We start from the raw sequence: 20,122 nt of genomic DNA on the forward strand, positions 1-20,122 counted from the left end.
TCAGTCGTATGGATGAGAATTTAACGAAGTGTCTTGTTTTGTTTTCAAGATTGAATTGATTGGATTAATGATTATGTCTTAAGTGATAAAACCTCATTCACTATAACATTCAAGGTATTAGCATGCTGTTAAAATATAGCATTGGTCACATGACTTACATTAAAGAACATAGTTGAATAAACGAATAGTGAAACAAGTATGATTCACTATTTTATTATAGTTTATAGCAAGAACGAACCTATGAAAATAACATTAATGGGAGTTGAGCATTTTTAAGAAATCGTTGTAGATAGCTTGTGGTGTATATTGTTCAACTGTCTTATGAGCATTTTTTAAAATAACGTGCTCTTTAAACTCTTGATTAATTAAACGACGTAATTTATTAGAAAGTGCTTCGATATTACCATGTTCGATTAAATAACCATTGATATTATTTTCAATAATTGAATCTGGACCAGTATTGCCATCAAAACTAACCACAATATTACTTTGATTCATTGCTTCTAAAATCACCATACCGAAACCTTCATTTCTAGAAGGGATAACAGTAATTTCACTCATAGCCAATTTATTATTTAGTTCTTGTGTTGACCCTTGTAACTTAATAATATCAGTCATAGCATATGTGTTTATTTGCTTCTGTAAACTACTGCGTTCTTGACCTTCTCCATATATAAAGACTTGATAGCCGAACTGTCGAATTGTATGTTGAATTGGATTGATACTATCGATAAGTAAATCAAATCCCTTTTCATATTCTAGACGACCTGCTGCAGTGATGATTTTTGATTTTGAAGTGTATAGCCTTGGTTCATCAATAATATTAGGAACAACGAATACTGGTGTTTGTAATCTTGATTGGTATTTTTCACGATCAATGGTTGTCAAAGTCGTAACTTTATCTAGGTTTTTGTAAGCAGATATAATTTCAAGTTGATATGGCTCAGGATGAGCATCAAAATTCATGTGTTCCATACCAATAGTCTCTATGTGTGTAGGAACATGTTGGGCTATTAAGATATTAAAACTAGCACGTGTACCTATGATGACGTCTGTATCAACATGCTTTAATGCGTGAATCATTTTTTTCTCAATATAATGTGAAAACTGATTTAGACCAGGTTCAAACTTTGATAATTCCTTCGGTTTAGTAAATGAGGTATATTTATTTATTCTATTGAAAATAATATCCCATAAATTTGATAGTCTAAGTTGATAATTAATTAAGGGTTTAATCTTAATCGACTCATGAAGTTGAAAATAAGGATAATCGTTCGATTTAAATACAGAAATGATTGTCACTTGGTGTCCTTTTTCAGCTAAAGTATTGGCCAATTGTGAAATAGACTTTACTGTACCACCCATTGCATAAACATTATGCATAAAAAAAGTGATTGATTTCATCAGAAAAACCCCCAAAAGTTACTTGTCATAAATTAAAATTAATTATAGCATGAATTACATTTTAAAATGAATTAAGTCGTAGTTGGAAATGAGATTTGTTTATTAGAGAAGGGATATATGTTGCATTTTTACACTTGGATAGGGTTAATGTTAAAAATTGAGATTATAATCAGTTTGAATTTCAACAAAAATTTCTGTGAATTTAAGCGGATTTAAATAGTGAAAAAGTGCATGATGACAGTGTTTAATGTATTTTTATTCATATTCTTTAGTTTACACTTATCAACAAAAATTGTGTAGAATTTCCGAAATCTCTTTTTTCATTCGACAATTACGTATATAATTAGAAGAGTATGGAAGAGAATATCGTATAGCGATGTTCTTTTTATTATATATAATAACGAAATGTGCTTTTTTATTTTTTATCTATAGAAAACGCTTTATTCAGCTAGTGGAAGTGTTTGTTTTCTAAGTTTTAGAAATAGATAACGTTCTATAATCATATATAAAAGGGGGACTGTGTTTGTTATGAGTACAATACATAGCAAAACAGATGTCATCTTAATTGGTGGCGGAATTATGAGTGCAACATTAGGAACTTTATTAAAAGAACTAGCACCTGAAAAAGAAATTAAGATGTTTGAAAGATTGTCTACACCAGCAGAAGAAAGCACAAATGCATGGAATAATGCGGGCACGGGTCATTCTGCGTTATGCGAATTGAACTATACAAAAGAAAACAAAGATGGATCTATAGATATTGAAAAAGCGATAAAAATAAATGAGCAATTCCAAATTTCAAAACAATTTTGGAGCCATCTCGTTAAAAAGGGTCAACTTGATCATCCAGAATCATTTATCAAACCGGTACCACATATGAGTTTTGTACAAGGTGTTAAGAATGTTGATTTCTTAAAAAGACGTGTTGAACAATTAAATAAAAATGTGTTGTTTAGCAATATGGAAATTACAGATAATAAAGAAAAAATTGCTGAATGGACACCACTTATCATGGAAGGTCGTACGTCACATGTTCCTATGGCAATTACATATGATAAAACAGGTACAGATGTAAACTTCAGTGCGTTGACTAAAAAATTATTCGATAATTTAGCTGATAAACAAGTTGAATTAAATTATAAACATCAAGTTGAAGATTTAAAGCAACGTAAAGATGGTGTATGGGAAGTTAAAGTGAAAGATTTAACTTCAAATGAAGTTAAAATATATGAAAGTGACTTTGTCTTTATAGGTGCAGGTGGAGCAAGTCTACCATTATTACAAAAAACAGGTATAAAAGAATCTAAACATGTCGGCGGCTTCCCTGTAAGTGGCTTATTCTTAGTTTGTAGAGATGAAGCGATTACTAAGAAACACTTAGCGAAGGTTTATGGTAAAGCTTCTGTTGGTGCGCCACCGATGTCAGTGCCACATTTAGATACACGTTATATTGATGGCAAGAGAACACTATTATTTGGCCCGTTTGCTGGTTTCTCACCTAAATTCTTAAAGACGGGTTCTAATATGGATTTAATTAAGTCTGTTAAACCAAATAATATTATTACAATGTTATCTGCGGGTGTGAAAGAAATTAATTTAACGAAATATTTAATTTCGCAATTAACGTTATCAAATGAAGAACGTATGGAAGATTTAAGAACGTTTGTACCAAATGCCAAAAGTGAAGATTGGGAAGTAGTTGTTGCTGGACAACGTGTTCAAGTGATTAAGGATACAGAATCTGGTAAGGGTACTTTACAATTTGGTACTGAAGTAATCACATCAGAAGATGGATCACTATCAGCATTATTAGGTGCATCGCCAGGTGCGTCTACTGCTGTAGATATAATGTTAGATTTATTGAAACGCTGTTATAAGGATGAATTTTCAAATTGGGAAGGTAAAATTAAAGAAATTATACCTTCATTTGGACAAAGATTATCAGAAAATGAAGCCTTATATCGACAAGTTAATGAAGAAATTAAGCAGAATTTAAAAATTGATTAATAACTATGAGTTTGTCACAGTGTTAATAACAACTGATGGCACTTGTATAGCTGATAAGTATATGAGTTTGGGAGATAAATCCTAGAAAAAACCAGTAAATGAGATATTCATTTACTGGTTTTTTTCGTTTACAATATTATGTTTTACTAACTCGCTATCTTTAGGTAAGGTGGCAACATATCAGATTTAATCTACAACAATTAAGGCTTGTTAAGTAGTTTCTTCTATAAATATTTGACCTAACTTAAATATTTATAGGAATACGCTCAAAATAAGAAAATTTGTAAGTTTGTATAACATAATTAATTTAATCTGTATGCCTTGTGTTATTACGAGGTAATGAGATGGTAAAACTAGTGCCAATTTGTGGCTTGCTGTCTACCTTAATTGTGCCATCATGCAATTCAATAATCGCTTTAGTTATTGCCATGCCTAGCCCATTACTATTATCATTACTACGTACTTTAAAGAAACGTTCGAATAGCCTTTCTTGTGTTTCTAGTGACATGCCTTCGCCTTCATCTGTAATAGAACAAATAATCTCATCTTGAGTTGATGTTAAATTAATTTCTATTACGCCATGTTGATGGGAATATTTAATCGCGTTAGTAATGATATTTTGAAATGCTTGATGTAACAAACGTTCATTTCCAATCAATGCAACTGTTGCTAATTCTGTCATAATCATTAATTCCTTTTGATTTGCGGAAAATTGCTCATGACGAATAATATTTTGTAATAAATCCTTTAACTGAATGGTGTCTGTAAAGGTTAAGTGCTCAGCATTATCCAACTCTGATAATAATAGTAGTGCTTTTGTTAGGTCGCTTAAACGTGTTGTAATTTGATGAATTTCATCAATATAGTGATTAGCAGTTTCATGGTCTTTACTATGCTTTAATTGATCCAATAAATGATGGATATGTGTGAGGGGGGTCTTAATCTCATGGGAGACATTTTGCACAAAATACTGTCTCATATCGTCGAGTTGCTTAAGTGACTGACGCATAGTTTCAAAACGATATTGTAGTGTTCCTAATTCATCATGCCTAGTAATTCGAATAGGTTTACTGAAATCGCCATTCATCAAATATTCAGTTGCTCTTTTGAGTTGTTGTACAGGTTTTATAATGGAATAAGTAGATGTGATGGTGAGAATAATTGATATAAATAGTAACAAACTAATTAATATAGCTAAAAATATTCTGAATTCACCAAACGTTTTACCAATATCAGGTCTCATAAAGACCGCTAAATGTTGTTTATGCGATTTGAATTGTACTCCGACAGTATTTTTAGTCGTGTTATCAAAAAATCCTGTCACAATTGGATTATATGGAAGATGTTTAATTCCATGATATGCCTTACCGTCTAAAACATCCTTAATTGCTTGTGTAGAGACATTATCTGTACGAAATCTTTCTCCATAAAAATGCTTCTCACCTGAAGGCGAAACGGTCATAATTTGATAATTCATTTCTCCTAGATGCTTAAAGTAAGGTTTCAAGTTACTCATATTGGCATCTTGTTGAAAACTTTTTGCATCTTTAAGTGTGCGCATAATTTTAGCATCGTTATTCGCTTTAAGCGTATTATGATAAATAATATTTGTTATGAAAAAACTGATAATAGCACTTAATAGCATGACAACAATCGTATAAATTGCAATTCTAATGTACAGTGATCTAAACATAATCTGTCACCTTATAACCTAAACCGCGAACAGTTTGAATTTTTACGGATGTTTGAAGTTTCTCTAAACGTTTTCTGAGTCTTTTAATATGGACATCCACCGTTCTTTCATCACCCGCATAGTCAAAACCCCATATTCGTTCAATTAAGTCATCCCTATGAAATACCTGTTTAGGGTGAGAAACCAACAGGAATAATAATTGAAATTCTTTATTAGGCAAATACATGGTTTTTGAATTTGCTGTAATTTCTAAATATGCTTGATTTAAAGTTAAATTGCCAAAAGTTAATTCATTTTGAGCATTGATATTATAACGCTTAAGTACCGCTTTAATTCTAAAGATTAATTCCTTAACTTCAAAGGGTTTCGTAACATAATCGTCAGTTCCGGTTAAATAAGCTTGTTCTTTATCACTCAAGGCATCACGTGCAGTGAGCATGATTACCGGTAATTGATAATCTTCCTTTAAATGCTGGCATAATTCAAATCCATTCATGCCATCCATCATAATATCAACAATAGCAATATCGACTTGATTATGCTCTAAATATTTTAGGGCAGATTCAGCATTTACATGGATTGCTGTATCTATACTTTCATTCTTAACATGTTTAGCTACATAATCTAAGATTTGTGTATCATCATCAACGATTAAACAAGTGGGCATCTTTTACGTCTCCTCCATTAGTTTATTGTAATTATAAACATAACTATAACTACTAAACAAATTTCCAAATATGCACATCAGTTCATATTGAGTTCATATAAGCGTTGTAACTTTATTAATATAACAACGAATAGGGAGTGAATTTTCAATATGAAACTTGCATGGAAAGAAATGAAATATTATAGATTTCGTTATATTTTAATTATGTTTATCATTTTGTTACTTGCAACAATGGTGTTATTTATCAGCGGACTTGCTCAAGGTTTAGCTAGAGAGAATGTGTCACTATTGGATAATATGAAAGCACAAAAATTTGTGATGGAGGACAATAAAAAACCACAATTAGAACAATCCAATATTCAACACCACAAACAACAAGAGATTGAACAAATCATTAATCAACAACCATTACAACTTGCCTCACAAACATTGAAATTAAATGATAATGAAGAGACAGTTACGATGATTAATTTGTTAGAACAAGACAAACCTCAATTAATTAAAGGTAGTTATCCAACGAAAAATAATGAGATAGCAATTAATGAAAAACTAAAGGCACAAGGTCTGACTATTGGTGATCAAGTGCAATTGAAATCAGGCACAAAGTTAAAAGTTACCGGTGAGATAAACGATACGATGTACGCACACAGCTCAGTTGTAGTGATTTCAAATCAAGGGTTCAACAAATTAAATACAAAGGCGAGTACGGTTTATCCATTAATAAATATATCTAAAAAAGATCAACAAGCATTGAAAAAAATATCTGGTATAGCTATTAATGATAAGGCAGATGTTAAAAATGCGATACCTAGTTATCAGGCAGAACAGTCACCATTAAATATGATGGTAATCAGTTTATTTGTTATTTCAGCAATTGTACTTACAGCTTTCTTCTATGTAATGACAATACAAAAGACCGCTGAGATAGGTATATTAAAAGCGATTGGTATAAGCACACGTCACCTCATCAATGCATTATTAGTACAGATTATTGGAACGACAATGGTTAGCACTATTGTTGCGATTGGGATTATTTTACTATTATCTACCATAATGCCAGTGACGATGCCATTTCATATTACATTATTAAATTTATTATTAGTATTTTCGGTATTTATTGTAGTTGCTGTGATAGGTGCATTATTATCTTTAATTAAATTATTTAACGTGGATCCAATAGAAGCTATAGGGGGAAGAGAATAGTGAGTTTAATAGTTAAAGAAGTTCATAAATCATTTGGTAATGGATCATCAGAAACGCGCGTTTTAAAGGGAGTTAATTTTACTGCAAAAAATGGACAATTTATTATATTAAATGGTTCTTCAGGTTCGGGAAAGACAACGTTACTAAATATATTAGGTGGATTATTAACGCAAAGTGCTGGTGAAATTATATACAATGACCATGCAATGTATAATGATTTGAAGAAGGCGAGTAGCATGCGTTTACATGATATAGGATTTATCTTTCAATCTTCACATTTGATACCTTATTTAACAGTGATAGATCAATTAGTCACTGTAGGGATAGAAGCGGGAATGTCTAAACGAGAAGCGAAGGATAGAGCACGACAACTATTAACACGTATTGGTTTGCAACATCGGTTAGACGCTTATCCTAATATGTTATCGGGTGGAGAGAAACAAAGGGTTGCAATTATGAGAGCGTTTATGAATCTACCGAAGTTAATTCTAGCTGATGAACCAACTGCTAGTTTAGATGCAAAACGTGCAACAGAAGTAGTTGAAATGATCGCTAATGAAGTTAAGACGCAAGGGTTAATTGGAATAATGATTACACATGATCGACGCTTATTTTCATATGCTGATCAGTTAATCGAATTAGATGAAGGCAAAGTGATTTCAAATTAATCAAAAATAGAGTGTTTGCGTTATTGTGAAATAAGTAAGAGGTTGAGATACAATCGTTATTCTAATGTAATAACGATGTCTCAACCTCATTTTTTTACCAAGTTGGAATATGCCATAAAGCCATGATGCAAATAAGGAATAATGAGGCAAAATAGATTGTTAAAATGAATTTATATTGATACATTAACGCTAAAAAGTCTCTGACTAAGGCGATTTCTAAGAAATGATAGGGTGTATGACTACCTGCACCAGAGAGTTTTAAGTGGAATTTTTGTCCAAATCTCAGTGCACGTAATATATGGAATTGGCTCGTGATGCAAATGATAGACTTTGACCTATCTTGTATGTTGTTCAATACTGCAGTTGTGTACTGAATATTTTCAAAGGTACTCGTAGATCGGTCTTCCATAATGATTTGAGATTTAGGTACACCATGATCAACTAGATATCTACTCATTGCTAAGGCTTCGGATATTGGCTCGTCTGGACCTTGGCCGCCACTGACAATTATTGTTGCTGTTGGATGTTCTTTAAAAATATCGAGCGCTTTATTGAGTCGTTCTGCTAACATTGGTGTAACGCGTTCTGTGAAAATACCAGCTCCCAATATAAGTATTATATCAATTTCTTTGTTAACCGATACTCTTGAGAAACTTGATGTACATACGGCGTAACATAAAAATGCATAAATAGTACTAAAGGCAATAGCAGCTAGCCAATAAAAGATAGCATTAAACGCAATGGGTATTAAAGAGATATATGCACAAGCAGCAGCAAATAAACCAACTTTATAAATGATTTTTCCAAGACGCTGTAAAAATAAGCGACCTGCAGCAATATATCTTAAATTATTGTGTCTATAGCAAAGTGTCGCTATACCGATTGCCATAGCTATTAATAAAGCAATGGGGTATGTATGAGCGCCAATGTTAATTATTATAACGATAAATCCTAATATTACCTGGGTAATAAAAAAATTAAGACGAACGAATAGATTAATATTAAAAGTCATGCCAATGCATATGACAATAATCATAAAGGATAATAATATAGGGAGTATGTTCATGTGTCACCTCGTATTACAATTGTATATTTAATGTAAGTTATACCGCTTAAATTAGCAAATGTAATTATTATTTTAGACTGAATGTATGGAAAATTTGTAGAAATTAACGATTCTTATGAAAAGGTTTACAATATTAGTTATATAAATGTATATTTGAATAAATTAGAATAAGGTAATAACAGGGGATATAGAGGTGACGAAACATGGTAAAAGATATAAATAACCATATTGAATTTATGAAAGAATTTTTAAATGATATAAATACGTTATTAGCAAATCTATCTGTTAAAATACGTGAAGAATATCATGTCTCTAAAGAACAGGCATATGTCATTAGAATGTTAGAACATGAGAAGGCACTGTCTTTGACTGAAATAACTGAGAGACAAGGTGTAAATAAAGCTGCAGTAAGTCGCAGAATAAAGAAACTCATCAATGCTGGATTAGTACAATGGGATAAATCAGAAGATAGTATGGATCAAAGAATGAAATATATCAAGCTTACGGAATTGGGAAAGCAATTTAACATTGAAAGTAAGCAAGTCATTAGTGATATTGTAGGCAATCTTTCCAGTGATCTGTCAGATGAACAAATAGAACAAGCACGTTATGTTTTAGAAATAATTGATCATAGAATAAAGCAAGTTAATATTGAGAATAACTTTTAGTGATGACAAATCTAATTTAGTTTACTTATGATATATTTTGTAGCAATTGGAGTTTAAGTGACGATTGACGCTTATTTATAAAGTGACAATCGTTTTATTATGTCAATTGATCACTTCTTTAAGACTAAATACGTATATCAATTTTTACCGATTAAATTTATAATAAAAAAGGATATCTATAGAAATTGCTTTTTAGCAATGACATTACAAATTACTAACAATCTATAGAATGATATAGTTTCACGTTGTGTTATGTTAAAATAACGAGATAGTGTAAAAAATTCAGGATTACAGAGGTGATAAAATGCAAAAATGTCCTGAGTGTGGGGGAAATATGCGAGATGGACAAAGAAAATGTCGTCATTGTGGCCATCGAATTAAAGGGCGAGCGAATGATAACGAAATGACGAGAGCAACTAAAGAAAGTAATTCTACATCTAATTTGAAAATACGTAAAATTATACCCTTTGGAATTGCATTTTTTATCATTGTTTTACTTATTATTATTTTCTTTTTGGTTAGGAATTTTAACTCTCCTGAGGCTCAATCTGAAATATTAATCAATGCAATTGAAAATAATGATACGCAAAAGCTTTCTACGTTATTAAGTTCACAAAATAATAGTGTTGATGAAAATGAAGCAACAGCATATATAAAATATATTAAAAAAGAAGTCGGTATGAAGCAATTTGTTAAAGACGTCAATAACAAGATTACTAAGCTTAATAAGAGTTCGACGAAAGAAGCGGGCTTCGTAACAGCTAAAAATGGTGAGAAGGTATTGCGAATTAGTAAAAATGGACGCCGCTATTTCTTGTTCGACAATATGAGCTTTACTGCACCAACGAAAGAGGCAATTGTTAAGCCGAAATACGATACTACATATAAATTTAAATCACAAGATAAACAAAAAACAGTAGTAGCTGATAAGAATAAGACCACTTCCTTAGGTAAGTTTATTCCAGGTGATTATGAACTTGATGCTAAAAAGGAAATGGAAAATGGACAATTCAGTGGTCAGTTGAAATTTAACTTTAACAATAGTAATAATGAAACAATTGACGTTACTGAAGACTTTAATGAAGCATACATTCAAGTAGAATTGAACGGAGCTAGTAACATTGATAAAAATACAGTTAAAGTCAAAATAAATGATAAGACCTATAAATACAAAAAGGATAAATCATATGGTCCATATCCAAAAACACAAGAAGTTACGATTTCTGCAGAGGGACAAGCTAAAAAGAAAACATTTAAGTCATCTGCAACAACTGTAAAAACAGATAATCTTCGTGATAATACCCATGTTTCATTGAATTTTGATGAAGATGAAATTGATAAATATGTAAAGAAAAAAGAGAAAGAAGAAAACAGTTTTAGAAATAAGGTTGTTAATTTTTTCGGTAAATATACAACAGCACTCAACAGTGCAAGTAGTCAAAATGATTTCAGCGTAATATCAGATTACTTAAAGAAGAATTCAGCAAACTATAAAGAAACTAAAAAAGATATAGCATCTCAAAATGCTTTATATATTCAACAACCTCAGATTACAGATATCGTACGTGTTGGAAAAACATTTTATGTGACGGGTCAAACCTTCAAGGCGAATGGTGAATATGGTAATGTTAGCTACGAATTAGAAGGTAGTAAAGATGCTGATGATTTAAAGGTAGTAAATTATAGTGAATCATAGTTGAAAACATACTCAGAATAGTGGTGAAGTTGTCTATAACAATAGGTGACTTCGCTACTATTTTTTATATTACAAGTATAGAACAAAGTGAATAATTATATACAATCAACTGAAATGAAAACTTTTTTGAATATATTGTAGTAAGGTATTTAAAAAGTCATGCGCTAAAGATATAATTAATAGCAATTAACTGTTGAACGGAAATTTGAACTACAACAGTACGACAAAATAATATACTTCAAATAGGCTGTAGAAACATTGGCAGCCTAAATTTATTTATAGGAGCGTTTAAATGGATAAAACACAAGAAACTCAAAAGCAATCTTTATTGTTTATTATCATACTTGGTGCTTTAACAGCCATTGGTGCATTATCTATTGATATGTTCTTACCAGGTTTGCCTCAAATTCAGTCAGACTTTAATACGACAACTTCAAATGCACAGCTGACACTTTCATTCTTTATGATAGGTTTAGCTTTAGGGAATTTATTTGTTGGACCGATTTCCGATGCTATTGGTAGAAAACTACCATTAATGATAGCAATGCTACTTTTTACATTAGCCAGTATTGGTATTATCTTTATTGATAATATTTGGATAATGGTCAGTTTACGATTTGTTCAAGGATTTTGTGGAGGAGCAGCGGCAGTCATTTCACGAGCAATCTCTAGTGATTTGTATAGTGGAAAACAACTTACTAAATTCTTAGCATTACTCATGTTAGTTAACGGTGTCGCACCAGTCATTGCCCCTGCATTAGGTGGGGTGATCCTATCATTTGCCTCTTGGAGAATGGTGTTTGTCATCCTTACACTATTTGGTATATCTATGTTGGCGGGCACTGTATTTAAAGTAACTGAATCATTACCAATAGACCGTAGAGACAGCCCGCATTTATTAAGTATTTTTAAGAACTTTAAAGATTTACTTGTTACTCCGCGTTTCGTCTTACCTATGTTGATTCAAGGCGTGACCTTTATTATGCTATTTAGTTACATATCAGCTTCGCCATTCCTAACACAAAAGATTTATGGATTATCAGCCCAACAATTTAGTATTATGTTTGCTTGTGTTGGAATTAGTTTAATTATTTCTAGCCAGGCTACAGGAAAATTAGTAGATTATATTGAACGTTTAGTACTACTGAGAATATTGACTATAGTACAACTGATAGGTGTGGCATGGGTATCCATTACACTATCAATGCATTTGAGTATCTGGTTATTATTTATAGGATTTATTATTCTTGTTGCACCTGTTACCGGTGTGGCTACTTTAGGATTTTCAATTGCAATGGAGGAACGTACAGGCGGTAATGGTAGTGCTTCTAGTCTATTAGGTTTAGTGCAATCATTATTAGGTGGTATTGTCACGCCATTAGTAGGTTTATTTGGAGAAGCAAACTTCATTCCATATGTCAGTATAATTATCATATCTGGTATATTATTGATTATTTTACAAATTTTGAATTATTTTGTATTTAAAGCAAAGCAACCGCAATAATAATTAAGAAACCGAGCATTGTATTCAGATACAGTACTCGGTTCTTTTGTGTTGTTTTGTACTTATAAACCATTCAATACGCTCCTATATAAACTAATTATATAGAAGCATATTATCACATCTTATGAGTTTAAATTTGAGTTGCTGTAATTTATACAACCTCTTTAGTCACACGATGTTTGTTTATGATTATCGCCTTAGTTTAATGGCATTAGCCAACAGGATTTGTGCAAGTTCGTCGGGTGATTCTTTACAATCCTCTCTAATCCAATAATAAATAAGTCCGATTTGTCCACCTACTGCATAGATAACAAATTGCTTTTTATTTAAAACATTTGTGTAATTATCCAGTAACTTTGTATAGGTTTCCTTTGTTTCGTGGACATAATCTGAAAATAAATCTCGATTAGGATGAGTGACTAATATGGCATGAAAGAAACCATAGTGTCTCTGAATGTAAGTTAAAATAACTTTGAAGAATTTATATAATTTATAGTGGTCAATTTCAACATCTTTAAAGCTATCGTAGAATGCGTTTAATAATTTAGTGTATTTGTCTAAATGATATGTTTGAATGGTTGACATTAAATCATATTTATCTTGGAAATAATCATAAAAGGTTGTTCGATTAATGCCACTATATGCACAAATCATCTTGATGGTTATATTTTCAAATGGTTGCTCTTCTAAGAGGATAATCATATTTTTTATTATTTTATATTTTGCGTTTCGTTTCATGTTTCCTCCCTCTAAAAAGAACAAAAAATGACCTACCCAACACATTTAAAATAACTGTTGGTGTTTTTTTGATTTTCATGTCTCTATAATATATAAAGTGAATTTTAAAAGCAAATAGGAGGAAAGAGTAATGAAGAAAATGGTATTAATCAATGTCATTACCATTGTAGTTCTTGTAATTTTAGGAGTAGTAGGTTTCCATTTTTATAATCAAGCTACAAGTTATGTAAGTACAGATAATGCCAAAGTTGATGGCGAACAAATTAAAGTTTCTGCCCCAGCTTCTGGTGAAATTAAATCTTTCGACGTGAAAAACGACGAAAAAGTAGATAAAGGTGACAAAGTCGCTAAAATCGCAGTTAAAGGTGATGATGGACAAGCTCAAACAATGTCTATTAAAATGCCTCAAAACGGTACAATCGTAAAAACGGATGCTATGGAAGGTTCTATGGTTCAAGCAGGTTCTCCAATAGCATATGCTTATAATTTAGATGATTCTTACATTACTGCCAATGTTGATGAAAAAGATATTGCAGATGTTGAAGAAGGTAAAGATGTTGATGTAAAACTTGACGGTGAAGATGCGAAACTTAAAGGTAAAGTTGAAGAAGTCGGTAAAGCAACAGCTTCTAGCTTCTCATTAATGCCTTCATCAAATAGTGATGGTAACTATACAAAAGTTTCTCAAGTAGTACCTGTGAAAATTTCACTTGATTCAAAACCATCTAAAAATGTTGTTCCAGGAATGAACGCTGAAGTCAAAATTCATAAAAACTAAGGGGGGTCTATAAATGACAATGGCCTTCATTATTATTTACGTAGTCATAGCGCTCATTCTTGTTGCTTTGATTAATTTAGTTGTTGTAAAAAACAGCAAAAGAAAGTCAAAACGACAATTGGAACAAACTAAGCATAGTAAGCATGCTTCAAATGAAAGTTATCAATCTAAATTTAAAGTGAATGACGACCATGATTCTAAAGAATCAAATGTAGCATCATCTTATAAACAAGATGTAGAAGATGATCAAGATAAGGTTGAAGCAAATCCAGCTCAATCTATAGCATCGACTGAAGATAACAGACAAACAACAACAGATTCAGACCATGAGCAAATTAACCCTAATTCAGAAGAAGCCCAAGTAAATGAACAGTTAAAACAAAAACATAGTTCATTTATGTTCGGTAAAGGGACATCTCAAGGTAAAGTATTAATCGCAATGATATTTGGTATGTTTATTGCGATCTTAAACCAAACACTGTTAAACGTTGCATTACCAAAAATCAATACAGATTTTAATATTTCTGCGAATACTGGTCAGTGGCTAATGACAGGGTTTATGTTAGTGAATGGTATTTTAATACCAATCAGTGCGTTTTTATTTAATAAATATTCTTATAGAAAATTATTCTTAGTTTCTATGACATTATTTACAATAGGTTCTCTAGTTTGTGGACTATCAGGTTCGTTTACAATGATGATGATCGGACGTGTCTTACAAGCAATTGGTGCTGGTGTCTTAATGCCACTTGGTACTAATGTATTTATGACAATCTTCCCACCAGAAAGACGTGGGGCAGCAATGGGTATGTTAGGTATAGCGATGATATTAGCACCAGCAATTGGTCCTACATTATCAGGTTATATCGTTGAAAACTATCACTGGAACGTAATGTTCTATGGTATGTTTATTATTGGTTTGGTATCACTTGCAATCGCATATATTTGGTTTAGAGTGTACCAAGTTACTACAAATCCAAAAGCCGATATACCAGGTATTATATTTAGTACGATTGGTTTTGGTGCATTGTTATACGGCTTCAGTGAAGCAGGTAATGATTCATGGAGTTCACCAGTAGTTGTTATTTCATTAATCGCAGGTGTTGTATTTATTGCAGCATTTGTAATTCGAGAAGTAACTATGCGTGTGCCAATGCTTGATATGGCAGTATTAAAATATTCAGGCTTCACGCTTACTACAGTAATCAATATGATTGTTACGATGAGTTTATTTGGTGGTATGATCCTATTACCATTATATTTACAAAACTTAAGAGGATTTACGCCAGTACAATCAGGTTTATTATTACTACCAGGTGCATTAATTATGGGTGTTATGGGACCTATCGCCGGTAGATTACTTGATACAATTGGTATTAAACCGTTAGCATTAGTAGGTACAGCAATTATGACCTATGCTACATGGGAGTTAACAAAATTAAACATGAATACGACTTATGGTCATTTAATGTTAATTTATATTGTTCGTTCATTTGGTATGAGTTTTATCATGATGCCAATTATGACAGCAGGTATGAACTCATTACCACAGCGTTTAATCGCACATGGTAACGCGTTAACAAATACGTTAAGACAATTAGCAGGTTCAATTGGAACAGCATTGTTAGTAACGGTAATGTCTACTCAGACAACACAACATATCGCTTCATACAGTCAAGCATTAGATAAAACAAATCCATTTATTAAAGATAGACTACAAGAAATGTCACAAGCATTAGGTGGAGAACAAATGGCAACACAAAGTGTGTTAGAATTTGTTCAAAAATTAGCCTCTATTAATGGTGTTAACAGTGCCTTCTTAATCGCAACAGGATTAAGTGCGTTAGCATTTGTCTTGAGTTTATTCTTAAAAGGTAAATCTCATTATATGTCAAATGAAGAATAAGTATTAAAAAACAGGAAGACTCATTATTTGAATAGCATTTCTCAAATGTTTTCACGCGCTAAGTGTGAACATTGAGTTTTGCATTTTCATAATGAATACTTCCTGTTTTTTTATTATATTAAAATTTAGTTTGTCTATTTCTGAAGAATAGGCTAATAATTAATAATGCGATACTACATGTTAATAAGATGAATGCGTTATGAATAGCAACTGCCTCAGTTAATATTTGTTCTGGGCTAAGGTTAATGTAGTGTTGGCTCATTGAGTCGGAAATACTTTTGGCAATGTTCTCAATTAAAAATGAGAAACCAAATGTGATGACAAACATGATTGCTAAAATAAATAAATTCAACATTTTTAATGCAGTACGGTTAAATATCAATGTAAAGATCGTTAAGATTAAGCTCAAAATACATGCACTAAAAAATACATAAAATACGAGTATTAAGCTATCAATGTGTGATTGGAGATTATCGATATTTTCAATATTGATATTTAAGTTACCCATGTGATTCATTGTATTTTGTAAGTTCGTTATTTGATGGAATGTGATCGGCTCGTTAACGAAAGTTAAATTTAATATGGGCTCTTTAAACATACTGTAGCCTGTAATTGCTACTAATATTAGCACGATAACTTGAATCACGATATTAATCCACGATTTCTTCTTTCGGCTACGACGTGTGCCTCTGTACATAGGTTCGCTTGTTAATGTATGTTCAAAATCTTCGAATTGACGGTTGGTTTCTGCCATGAGTGTACTCCTTTCTAAATAGTTGCAATGGTACTATTTTGTGATTTTAATGATAGTTTTGTTATAATGTGAAGTAATTGATATATTTTAAAATTTGGGATAGTATACTTAAAATATAAAATCGTTTAGATATAATATTAATTGCTTATTCACACTATGCGATGGCTGAAATTAAATGTCATTGAATTAATTTTACCATAACATTTATTTGATATTCCAAATAATATGAAATTTTTCATGGGTTTGCGTAATAAACTGAGATTGGATGGATTAAACATGAAATCTAGATTAACAACGAAATTCATAAATAAATATTTATTACCGTTTCGCTCAATCATTTTTGAAAATGATACGGATTTCGAGCGCTTTTTGAAAAATAGAGAACAGCAAAATCAAAAGAAGCATAAGCAACCAGAAACATTGAATGTAAAATCTGATTTAGATAAACAGCAATTAGGGGATATGCAACTATTTAGATTTAGATTTCGTCATAGTCACCAGAAAAAAATACTTTATATTCACGGTGGGTATAATGTGTTGCAACCTTCTGCATTTCACTGGCGTTTCATGGATAAGCTTGCTTTAAGTACGCTTAATGAAGTGGTATTACCTATCTACCCCAAAGCGCCGGAATATCACATTGATGACACATATAAGGCCATACAACAAGTTTATGACCAATTGTTAACAGAATGTAGCAATGAGGATATTGTATTGATGGGTGATGGTACAGGTGGGGCATTGGCATTAGGTTTTGTACAACAGCTAGTAGCTGAAGGTCAACCGCTGCCTAACAAAATATATCTCTTTTCTCCATTATTAGATGCGACATTTAGTAATGAGGACATCACTGAGGAACTTGAGCGTAAAGATGTCATTGTAAACAAGCAAGGTGTGCAACGTATTTTAAGTGAATGGTCTGAGCAGACGCCATTAGATAACCAACGTGTATCTCCATTGAATGGGTCACTTGAACACTTACCACCGATATATATGTTTGGCGGCACGAGAGAAATATATTTACCTGATATGACTAAATTGGCGCATTTACTGGAAGACAACCAACGACCTATTCATTTTTATGAATATAAACGAATGGTTAATGCCTTCCCATTATTACCAATTAGAGAGTCACATAAAGTTGTAAAGCAAATTGTGAATACAATAAATCAATAATATATGTGATAAGTAAACCTTACTGATTAACTATAGATGAAAACAAGATCACACAATTTATTATCCTAATTTATGAAAACGAAGTAATTTCAAAATCTGATTAAAAAAGATTATCAATAATCAAACAAAAAGACAGGCAATGACATGATATATGTCTGCCTGTCTTTTTAATTATTATAAATTAATTGATGAAATTAGACTTCCTTATCATTATGAATCGTTGTTCTAATAGTATGGATGACATGTATTTGACCCTTAAGTTGATAATATTGAGCAATAAAGTGTTCAAAGTCATCAGTAGGTTCGCTAAGTCTGTCGAACTTTGATAGTAAATCTTGATACTCAGTTGAATAATTGGTTGCATAAGTTTCATAATGCGCTAAAAATGTATCAGTATCACTATAAGTATTGAGCAGTGTATCAATGGCGTCGAGCGCTTTCTTTTGTCCTTGGTAGTATGCAATATCGAAACCGCGTTGAATTAATTTACTGTCTGGTCCATTGATGACCAGTGCTTTATTTTGATTCAGTTCGCTCAATTCATATTTAGTTGTATCAAGTAAATCATAAAGTTGCATTTGTACTTTTTCATGCATAGATTGTGTCATATATTGAACTCCTTAGTTTGGAATGTTGATGCGGTGACCTAATTGCTTTGGCCATTTCATGTTGGGTTGTTGATTGTAAACATCTGTTATTTGAGTTGTGAATTGCATTGGGAAAGGCGCTGTACGATTGGTTTGTCTATCGATTCCTAGCATCATTGCTTCATTTGTTGCTACAGTTGTCCCATCAGCGTTTGTCATAATTGAAAAGAAATGTAGTCTTTTAGCATCGAAATTATAAAGATAGATAGTTATCGTAAACGTACTAGGATATTTTAATTCTGCCAAATATGACGTATGTTCTTCAACTGTAAACAACGTGTAGTTGAGTTGCTCACGTTCCTCTAGTGATAATCCATGTTGATAGTTAAATTGATTAATTGCTTCACTAAATACAATATTATAATTTGCATCATGTACGTGCCCGTTATGGTCAATCATATCCTCAGTTACTTTAGCATTATAAGTAAATGGTATGTTCATTCTAAAAACTCCTTGAAGATTCTTAATACTACAAAATAATTACTTTTAGTTTACTAAATTTATTATTAACTTACACGTATTGTATTTCATGATAAAATAAAGAAAATACTTTGAGGTGTGACGATATGAGTATGACGATTAAATATCAAACTGCTAAACAAAGGTTACAACAAGTCGATCAAATTGAAACGATACCCAAAGATGCTACATTAATTTGGTGTGATTTTACTGAACCTACTGCGGCAGACAATGAAATCCTACAGTCTTATTTTAACTTTAATAAACTAGAAATAGATGATACAGTTAATGGGACACCGCGTGCGAAGTACAAAGCTTATGACACATACCAATATATCGTGTTTCATAGTGTGACACATGATAATACGATTAAAGCACTTAACTTATTCATTAAAGATAATATGCTCATTACGTATCATCATAAACCCTTTGCTATTTTGTCTGATGTTGAACAGTTAATAACTGAACATTTTCAACCAGATTTAGATACATCGGATTTAGTATTACATATTTTAGACAAGATGGTCGATAGTTACTTTAAACCAATAACTGAAATAGAAGATAAGGTTTATGCATTTGAAGACCATCAAGTTGATGAAAGTACAAATAAAACAGTCATGGATAAGGTTTATAAGATTAGATCTCAAATCATTCAAATAAAGCGTATTATTTATCCAATGAGAGAGCTTGTCGATGATTTAAAGGAGAGCCACATTTTACTTGTAGATAATAAAAATCATATGTATATTCAACATATAGATGATCATTTAATTAAACAAGTTAACATATTGAAGATAGCGCAAGAGATGACTAATGAAATTAGAGATAATTATTCATCCTACACTTCTTACAAGATGAACAGTGTGATGCAAGTGTTGACCTTGGTGTCGGTAATATTTTTACCCTTAACTTTAGTAACTGGTATATATGGGATGAACTTTACGAATATGCCTGAATTAAAATGGCATTATGGTTACTACATGGTTCTATGCTTGATGTTATTTATCAGTATTGCTTGTATTATATATTTTAAAAGGAAGAAATGGTTTTAACTGGGAAATCAATAACGGAACTGTGTTTCCGATGAA

Annotated in this window: 18 protein-coding genes; 10 read left to right on the forward strand and 8 right to left on the reverse strand. The window is 31.7% G+C overall.

The window, feature by feature from the left end:
* Window positions 1–252: 252 nt before the first annotated feature.
* Window positions 253–1,404: a glycosyltransferase family 4 protein gene (locus JN168_RS02845; protein WP_042739315.1), complete on the reverse strand. Its 1,152-nt coding sequence runs from the start codon at window positions 1,402–1,404 to the stop codon at window positions 253–255.
* Between the two features lie 528 nt (window positions 1,405–1,932).
* Here JN168_RS02845 and mqo point away from each other — a divergent pair.
* Entirely contained in the window at window positions 1,933–3,411 is a 1,479-nt protein-coding gene (gene mqo, locus JN168_RS02850; RefSeq protein ID WP_107512697.1) for a malate dehydrogenase (quinone), read from the forward strand.
* Between the two features lie 307 nt (window positions 3,412–3,718).
* Here the strand turns inward: mqo and JN168_RS02855 are convergent, their stop codons facing one another.
* Complete coding sequence (locus tag JN168_RS02855) at window positions 3,719–5,104, reverse strand: sensor histidine kinase (RefSeq protein ID WP_279526166.1); 1,386 nt, start codon at window positions 5,102–5,104, stop codon at window positions 3,719–3,721.
* Entirely contained in the window at window positions 5,097–5,771 is a 675-nt protein-coding gene (locus JN168_RS02860) for a response regulator transcription factor (protein WP_042739318.1), read from the reverse strand. Before JN168_RS02860 ends, JN168_RS02855 begins: the two co-directional genes overlap by 8 nt.
* Window positions 5,772–5,921: 150 nt before the next feature.
* On the opposite strand from JN168_RS02860, the gene JN168_RS02865 reads away from it, so the two are divergent.
* Entirely contained in the window at window positions 5,922–6,974 is a 1,053-nt protein-coding gene (locus JN168_RS02865; RefSeq protein ID WP_042739319.1) for an ABC transporter permease, read from the forward strand.
* Window positions 6,974–7,642 (forward strand): ABC transporter ATP-binding protein, encoded by a 669-nt coding sequence (locus tag JN168_RS02870; RefSeq protein WP_279526167.1) that lies wholly within the window; start codon window positions 6,974–6,976, stop codon window positions 7,640–7,642. The genes JN168_RS02865 and JN168_RS02870 overlap by 1 nt, the downstream gene beginning before the upstream one ends.
* Window positions 7,643–7,736: 94 nt before the next feature.
* Here JN168_RS02870 and JN168_RS02875 read toward each other — a convergent pair whose 3' ends face one another.
* Window positions 7,737–8,531: a YdcF family protein gene (locus JN168_RS02875; RefSeq protein ID WP_279526168.1), complete on the reverse strand. Its 795-nt coding sequence runs from the start codon at window positions 8,529–8,531 to the stop codon at window positions 7,737–7,739.
* A 380-nt stretch (window positions 8,532–8,911) separates the two neighbouring features.
* Here JN168_RS02875 and JN168_RS02880 point away from each other — a divergent pair, with 380 nt between their 5' ends.
* The 3 genes from JN168_RS02880 (at window position 8,912) to JN168_RS02890 (ending at window position 12,576) form a co-directional block, all read left to right on the forward strand.
* On the forward strand, window positions 8,912–9,376 hold the full coding sequence (locus JN168_RS02880) for a MarR family transcriptional regulator TcaR (RefSeq protein ID WP_232139473.1): 465 nt from the start codon (window positions 8,912–8,914) through the stop codon (window positions 9,374–9,376).
* A 304-nt stretch (window positions 9,377–9,680) separates the two neighbouring features.
* A complete protein-coding gene (locus JN168_RS02885) occupies window positions 9,681–11,072 on the forward strand; it encodes a membrane-associated protein TcaA (protein WP_229366605.1) in 1,392 nt (463 codons plus the stop codon).
* A gap of 292 nt (window positions 11,073–11,364) precedes the next feature.
* Complete coding sequence (locus JN168_RS02890) at window positions 11,365–12,576, forward strand: putative multidrug effflux MFS transporter TcaB (protein WP_042739323.1); 1,212 nt, start codon at window positions 11,365–11,367, stop codon at window positions 12,574–12,576.
* A gap of 189 nt (window positions 12,577–12,765) precedes the next feature.
* Here JN168_RS02890 and JN168_RS02895 read toward each other — a convergent pair whose 3' ends face one another.
* Window positions 12,766–13,314 carry a TetR/AcrR family transcriptional regulator gene (locus JN168_RS02895; protein WP_042739324.1) on the reverse strand — a complete coding sequence of 183 codons (549 nt, stop codon included), beginning with the start codon at window positions 13,312–13,314 and terminating at the stop codon, window positions 12,766–12,768.
* A gap of 130 nt (window positions 13,315–13,444) precedes the next feature.
* Between JN168_RS02895 and JN168_RS02900 the strand changes: the two genes are divergently transcribed.
* Both JN168_RS02900 and JN168_RS02905 read left to right on the forward strand, forming a co-directional pair.
* Window positions 13,445–14,092, forward strand: a complete 648-nt coding sequence (locus JN168_RS02900) for an HlyD family secretion protein (RefSeq protein WP_042739325.1) — start codon at window positions 13,445–13,447, stop codon at window positions 14,090–14,092.
* Window positions 14,093–14,105: 13 nt separating this feature from the next.
* A complete protein-coding gene (locus tag JN168_RS02905) occupies window positions 14,106–15,998 on the forward strand; it encodes a DHA2 family efflux MFS transporter permease subunit (protein WP_042739326.1) in 1,893 nt (630 codons plus the stop codon).
* 118 nt (window positions 15,999–16,116) lie between these two features.
* Here the strand turns inward: JN168_RS02905 and JN168_RS02910 are convergent, their stop codons facing one another.
* Complete coding sequence (locus JN168_RS02910; RefSeq protein WP_042739327.1) at window positions 16,117–16,752, reverse strand: membrane protein; 636 nt, start codon at window positions 16,750–16,752, stop codon at window positions 16,117–16,119.
* A 276-nt stretch (window positions 16,753–17,028) separates the two neighbouring features.
* Here JN168_RS02910 and JN168_RS02915 point away from each other — a divergent pair, with 276 nt between their 5' ends.
* Window positions 17,029–17,928 carry an alpha/beta hydrolase fold domain-containing protein gene (locus tag JN168_RS02915; RefSeq protein WP_042739328.1) on the forward strand — a complete coding sequence of 300 codons (900 nt, stop codon included), beginning with the start codon at window positions 17,029–17,031 and terminating at the stop codon, window positions 17,926–17,928.
* Window positions 17,929–18,122: 194 nt separating this feature from the next.
* On the opposite strand, the gene JN168_RS02920 is transcribed toward JN168_RS02915, so the two are convergent.
* Window positions 18,123–18,536 (reverse strand): hypothetical protein, encoded by a 414-nt coding sequence (locus tag JN168_RS02920; RefSeq protein WP_042739329.1) that lies wholly within the window; start codon window positions 18,534–18,536, stop codon window positions 18,123–18,125.
* Between the two features lie 12 nt (window positions 18,537–18,548).
* Window positions 18,549–19,016 (reverse strand): thioesterase family protein, encoded by a 468-nt coding sequence (locus tag JN168_RS02925; protein ID WP_042739330.1) that lies wholly within the window; start codon window positions 19,014–19,016, stop codon window positions 18,549–18,551.
* Between the two features lie 125 nt (window positions 19,017–19,141).
* Here JN168_RS02925 and corA point away from each other — a divergent pair, with 125 nt between their 5' ends.
* On the forward strand, window positions 19,142–20,086 hold the full coding sequence (gene corA, locus JN168_RS02930; RefSeq protein ID WP_229366606.1) for a magnesium/cobalt transporter CorA: 945 nt from the start codon (window positions 19,142–19,144) through the stop codon (window positions 20,084–20,086).
* Window positions 20,087–20,122: the final 36 nt, after the last annotated feature.

This window comes from Staphylococcus gallinarum (assembly GCF_029774255.1).
GTDB classification, from domain to species: Bacteria; Bacillota; Bacilli; order Staphylococcales; family Staphylococcaceae; genus Staphylococcus; species Staphylococcus gallinarum.

Bases quoted from the DNA above. Each gene is read 5' to 3' on its own strand.
- JN168_RS02845 (WP_042739315.1), bottom strand. From the start codon at position 1,404: ATGAAATCAATCACTTTTTTTATGCATAATGTTTATGCAATGGGTGGT.
- mqo (WP_107512697.1), top strand. From the start codon at position 1,933: ATGAGTACAATACATAGCAAAACAGATGTCATCTTAATTGGTGGCGGA.
- JN168_RS02855 (WP_279526166.1), bottom strand. From the start codon at position 5,104: ATGTTTAGATCACTGTACATTAGAATTGCAATTTATACGATTGTTGTC.
- JN168_RS02860 (WP_042739318.1), bottom strand. From the start codon at position 5,771: ATGCCCACTTGTTTAATCGTTGATGATGATACACAAATCTTAGATTAT.
- JN168_RS02865 (WP_042739319.1), top strand. From the start codon at position 5,922: ATGAAACTTGCATGGAAAGAAATGAAATATTATAGATTTCGTTATATT.
- JN168_RS02875 (WP_279526168.1), bottom strand. From the start codon at position 8,531: ATGGCAATCGGTATAGCGACACTTTGCTATAGACACAATAATTTAAGA.
- JN168_RS02880 (WP_232139473.1), top strand. From the start codon at position 8,912: ATGGTAAAAGATATAAATAACCATATTGAATTTATGAAAGAATTTTTA.
- JN168_RS02885 (WP_229366605.1), top strand. From the start codon at position 9,681: ATGCAAAAATGTCCTGAGTGTGGGGGAAATATGCGAGATGGACAAAGA.
- JN168_RS02890 (WP_042739323.1), top strand. From the start codon at position 11,365: ATGGATAAAACACAAGAAACTCAAAAGCAATCTTTATTGTTTATTATC.
- JN168_RS02895 (WP_042739324.1), bottom strand. From the start codon at position 13,314: ATGAAACGAAACGCAAAATATAAAATAATAAAAAATATGATTATCCTC.
- JN168_RS02900 (WP_042739325.1), top strand. From the start codon at position 13,445: ATGAAGAAAATGGTATTAATCAATGTCATTACCATTGTAGTTCTTGTA.
- JN168_RS02905 (WP_042739326.1), top strand. From the start codon at position 14,106: ATGACAATGGCCTTCATTATTATTTACGTAGTCATAGCGCTCATTCTT.
- JN168_RS02910 (WP_042739327.1), bottom strand. From the start codon at position 16,752: ATGGCAGAAACCAACCGTCAATTCGAAGATTTTGAACATACATTAACA.
- JN168_RS02915 (WP_042739328.1), top strand. From the start codon at position 17,029: ATGAAATCTAGATTAACAACGAAATTCATAAATAAATATTTATTACCG.
- JN168_RS02920 (WP_042739329.1), bottom strand. From the start codon at position 18,536: ATGACACAATCTATGCATGAAAAAGTACAAATGCAACTTTATGATTTA.
- JN168_RS02925 (WP_042739330.1), bottom strand. From the start codon at position 19,016: ATGAACATACCATTTACTTATAATGCTAAAGTAACTGAGGATATGATT.
- corA (WP_229366606.1), top strand. From the start codon at position 19,142: ATGAGTATGACGATTAAATATCAAACTGCTAAACAAAGGTTACAACAA.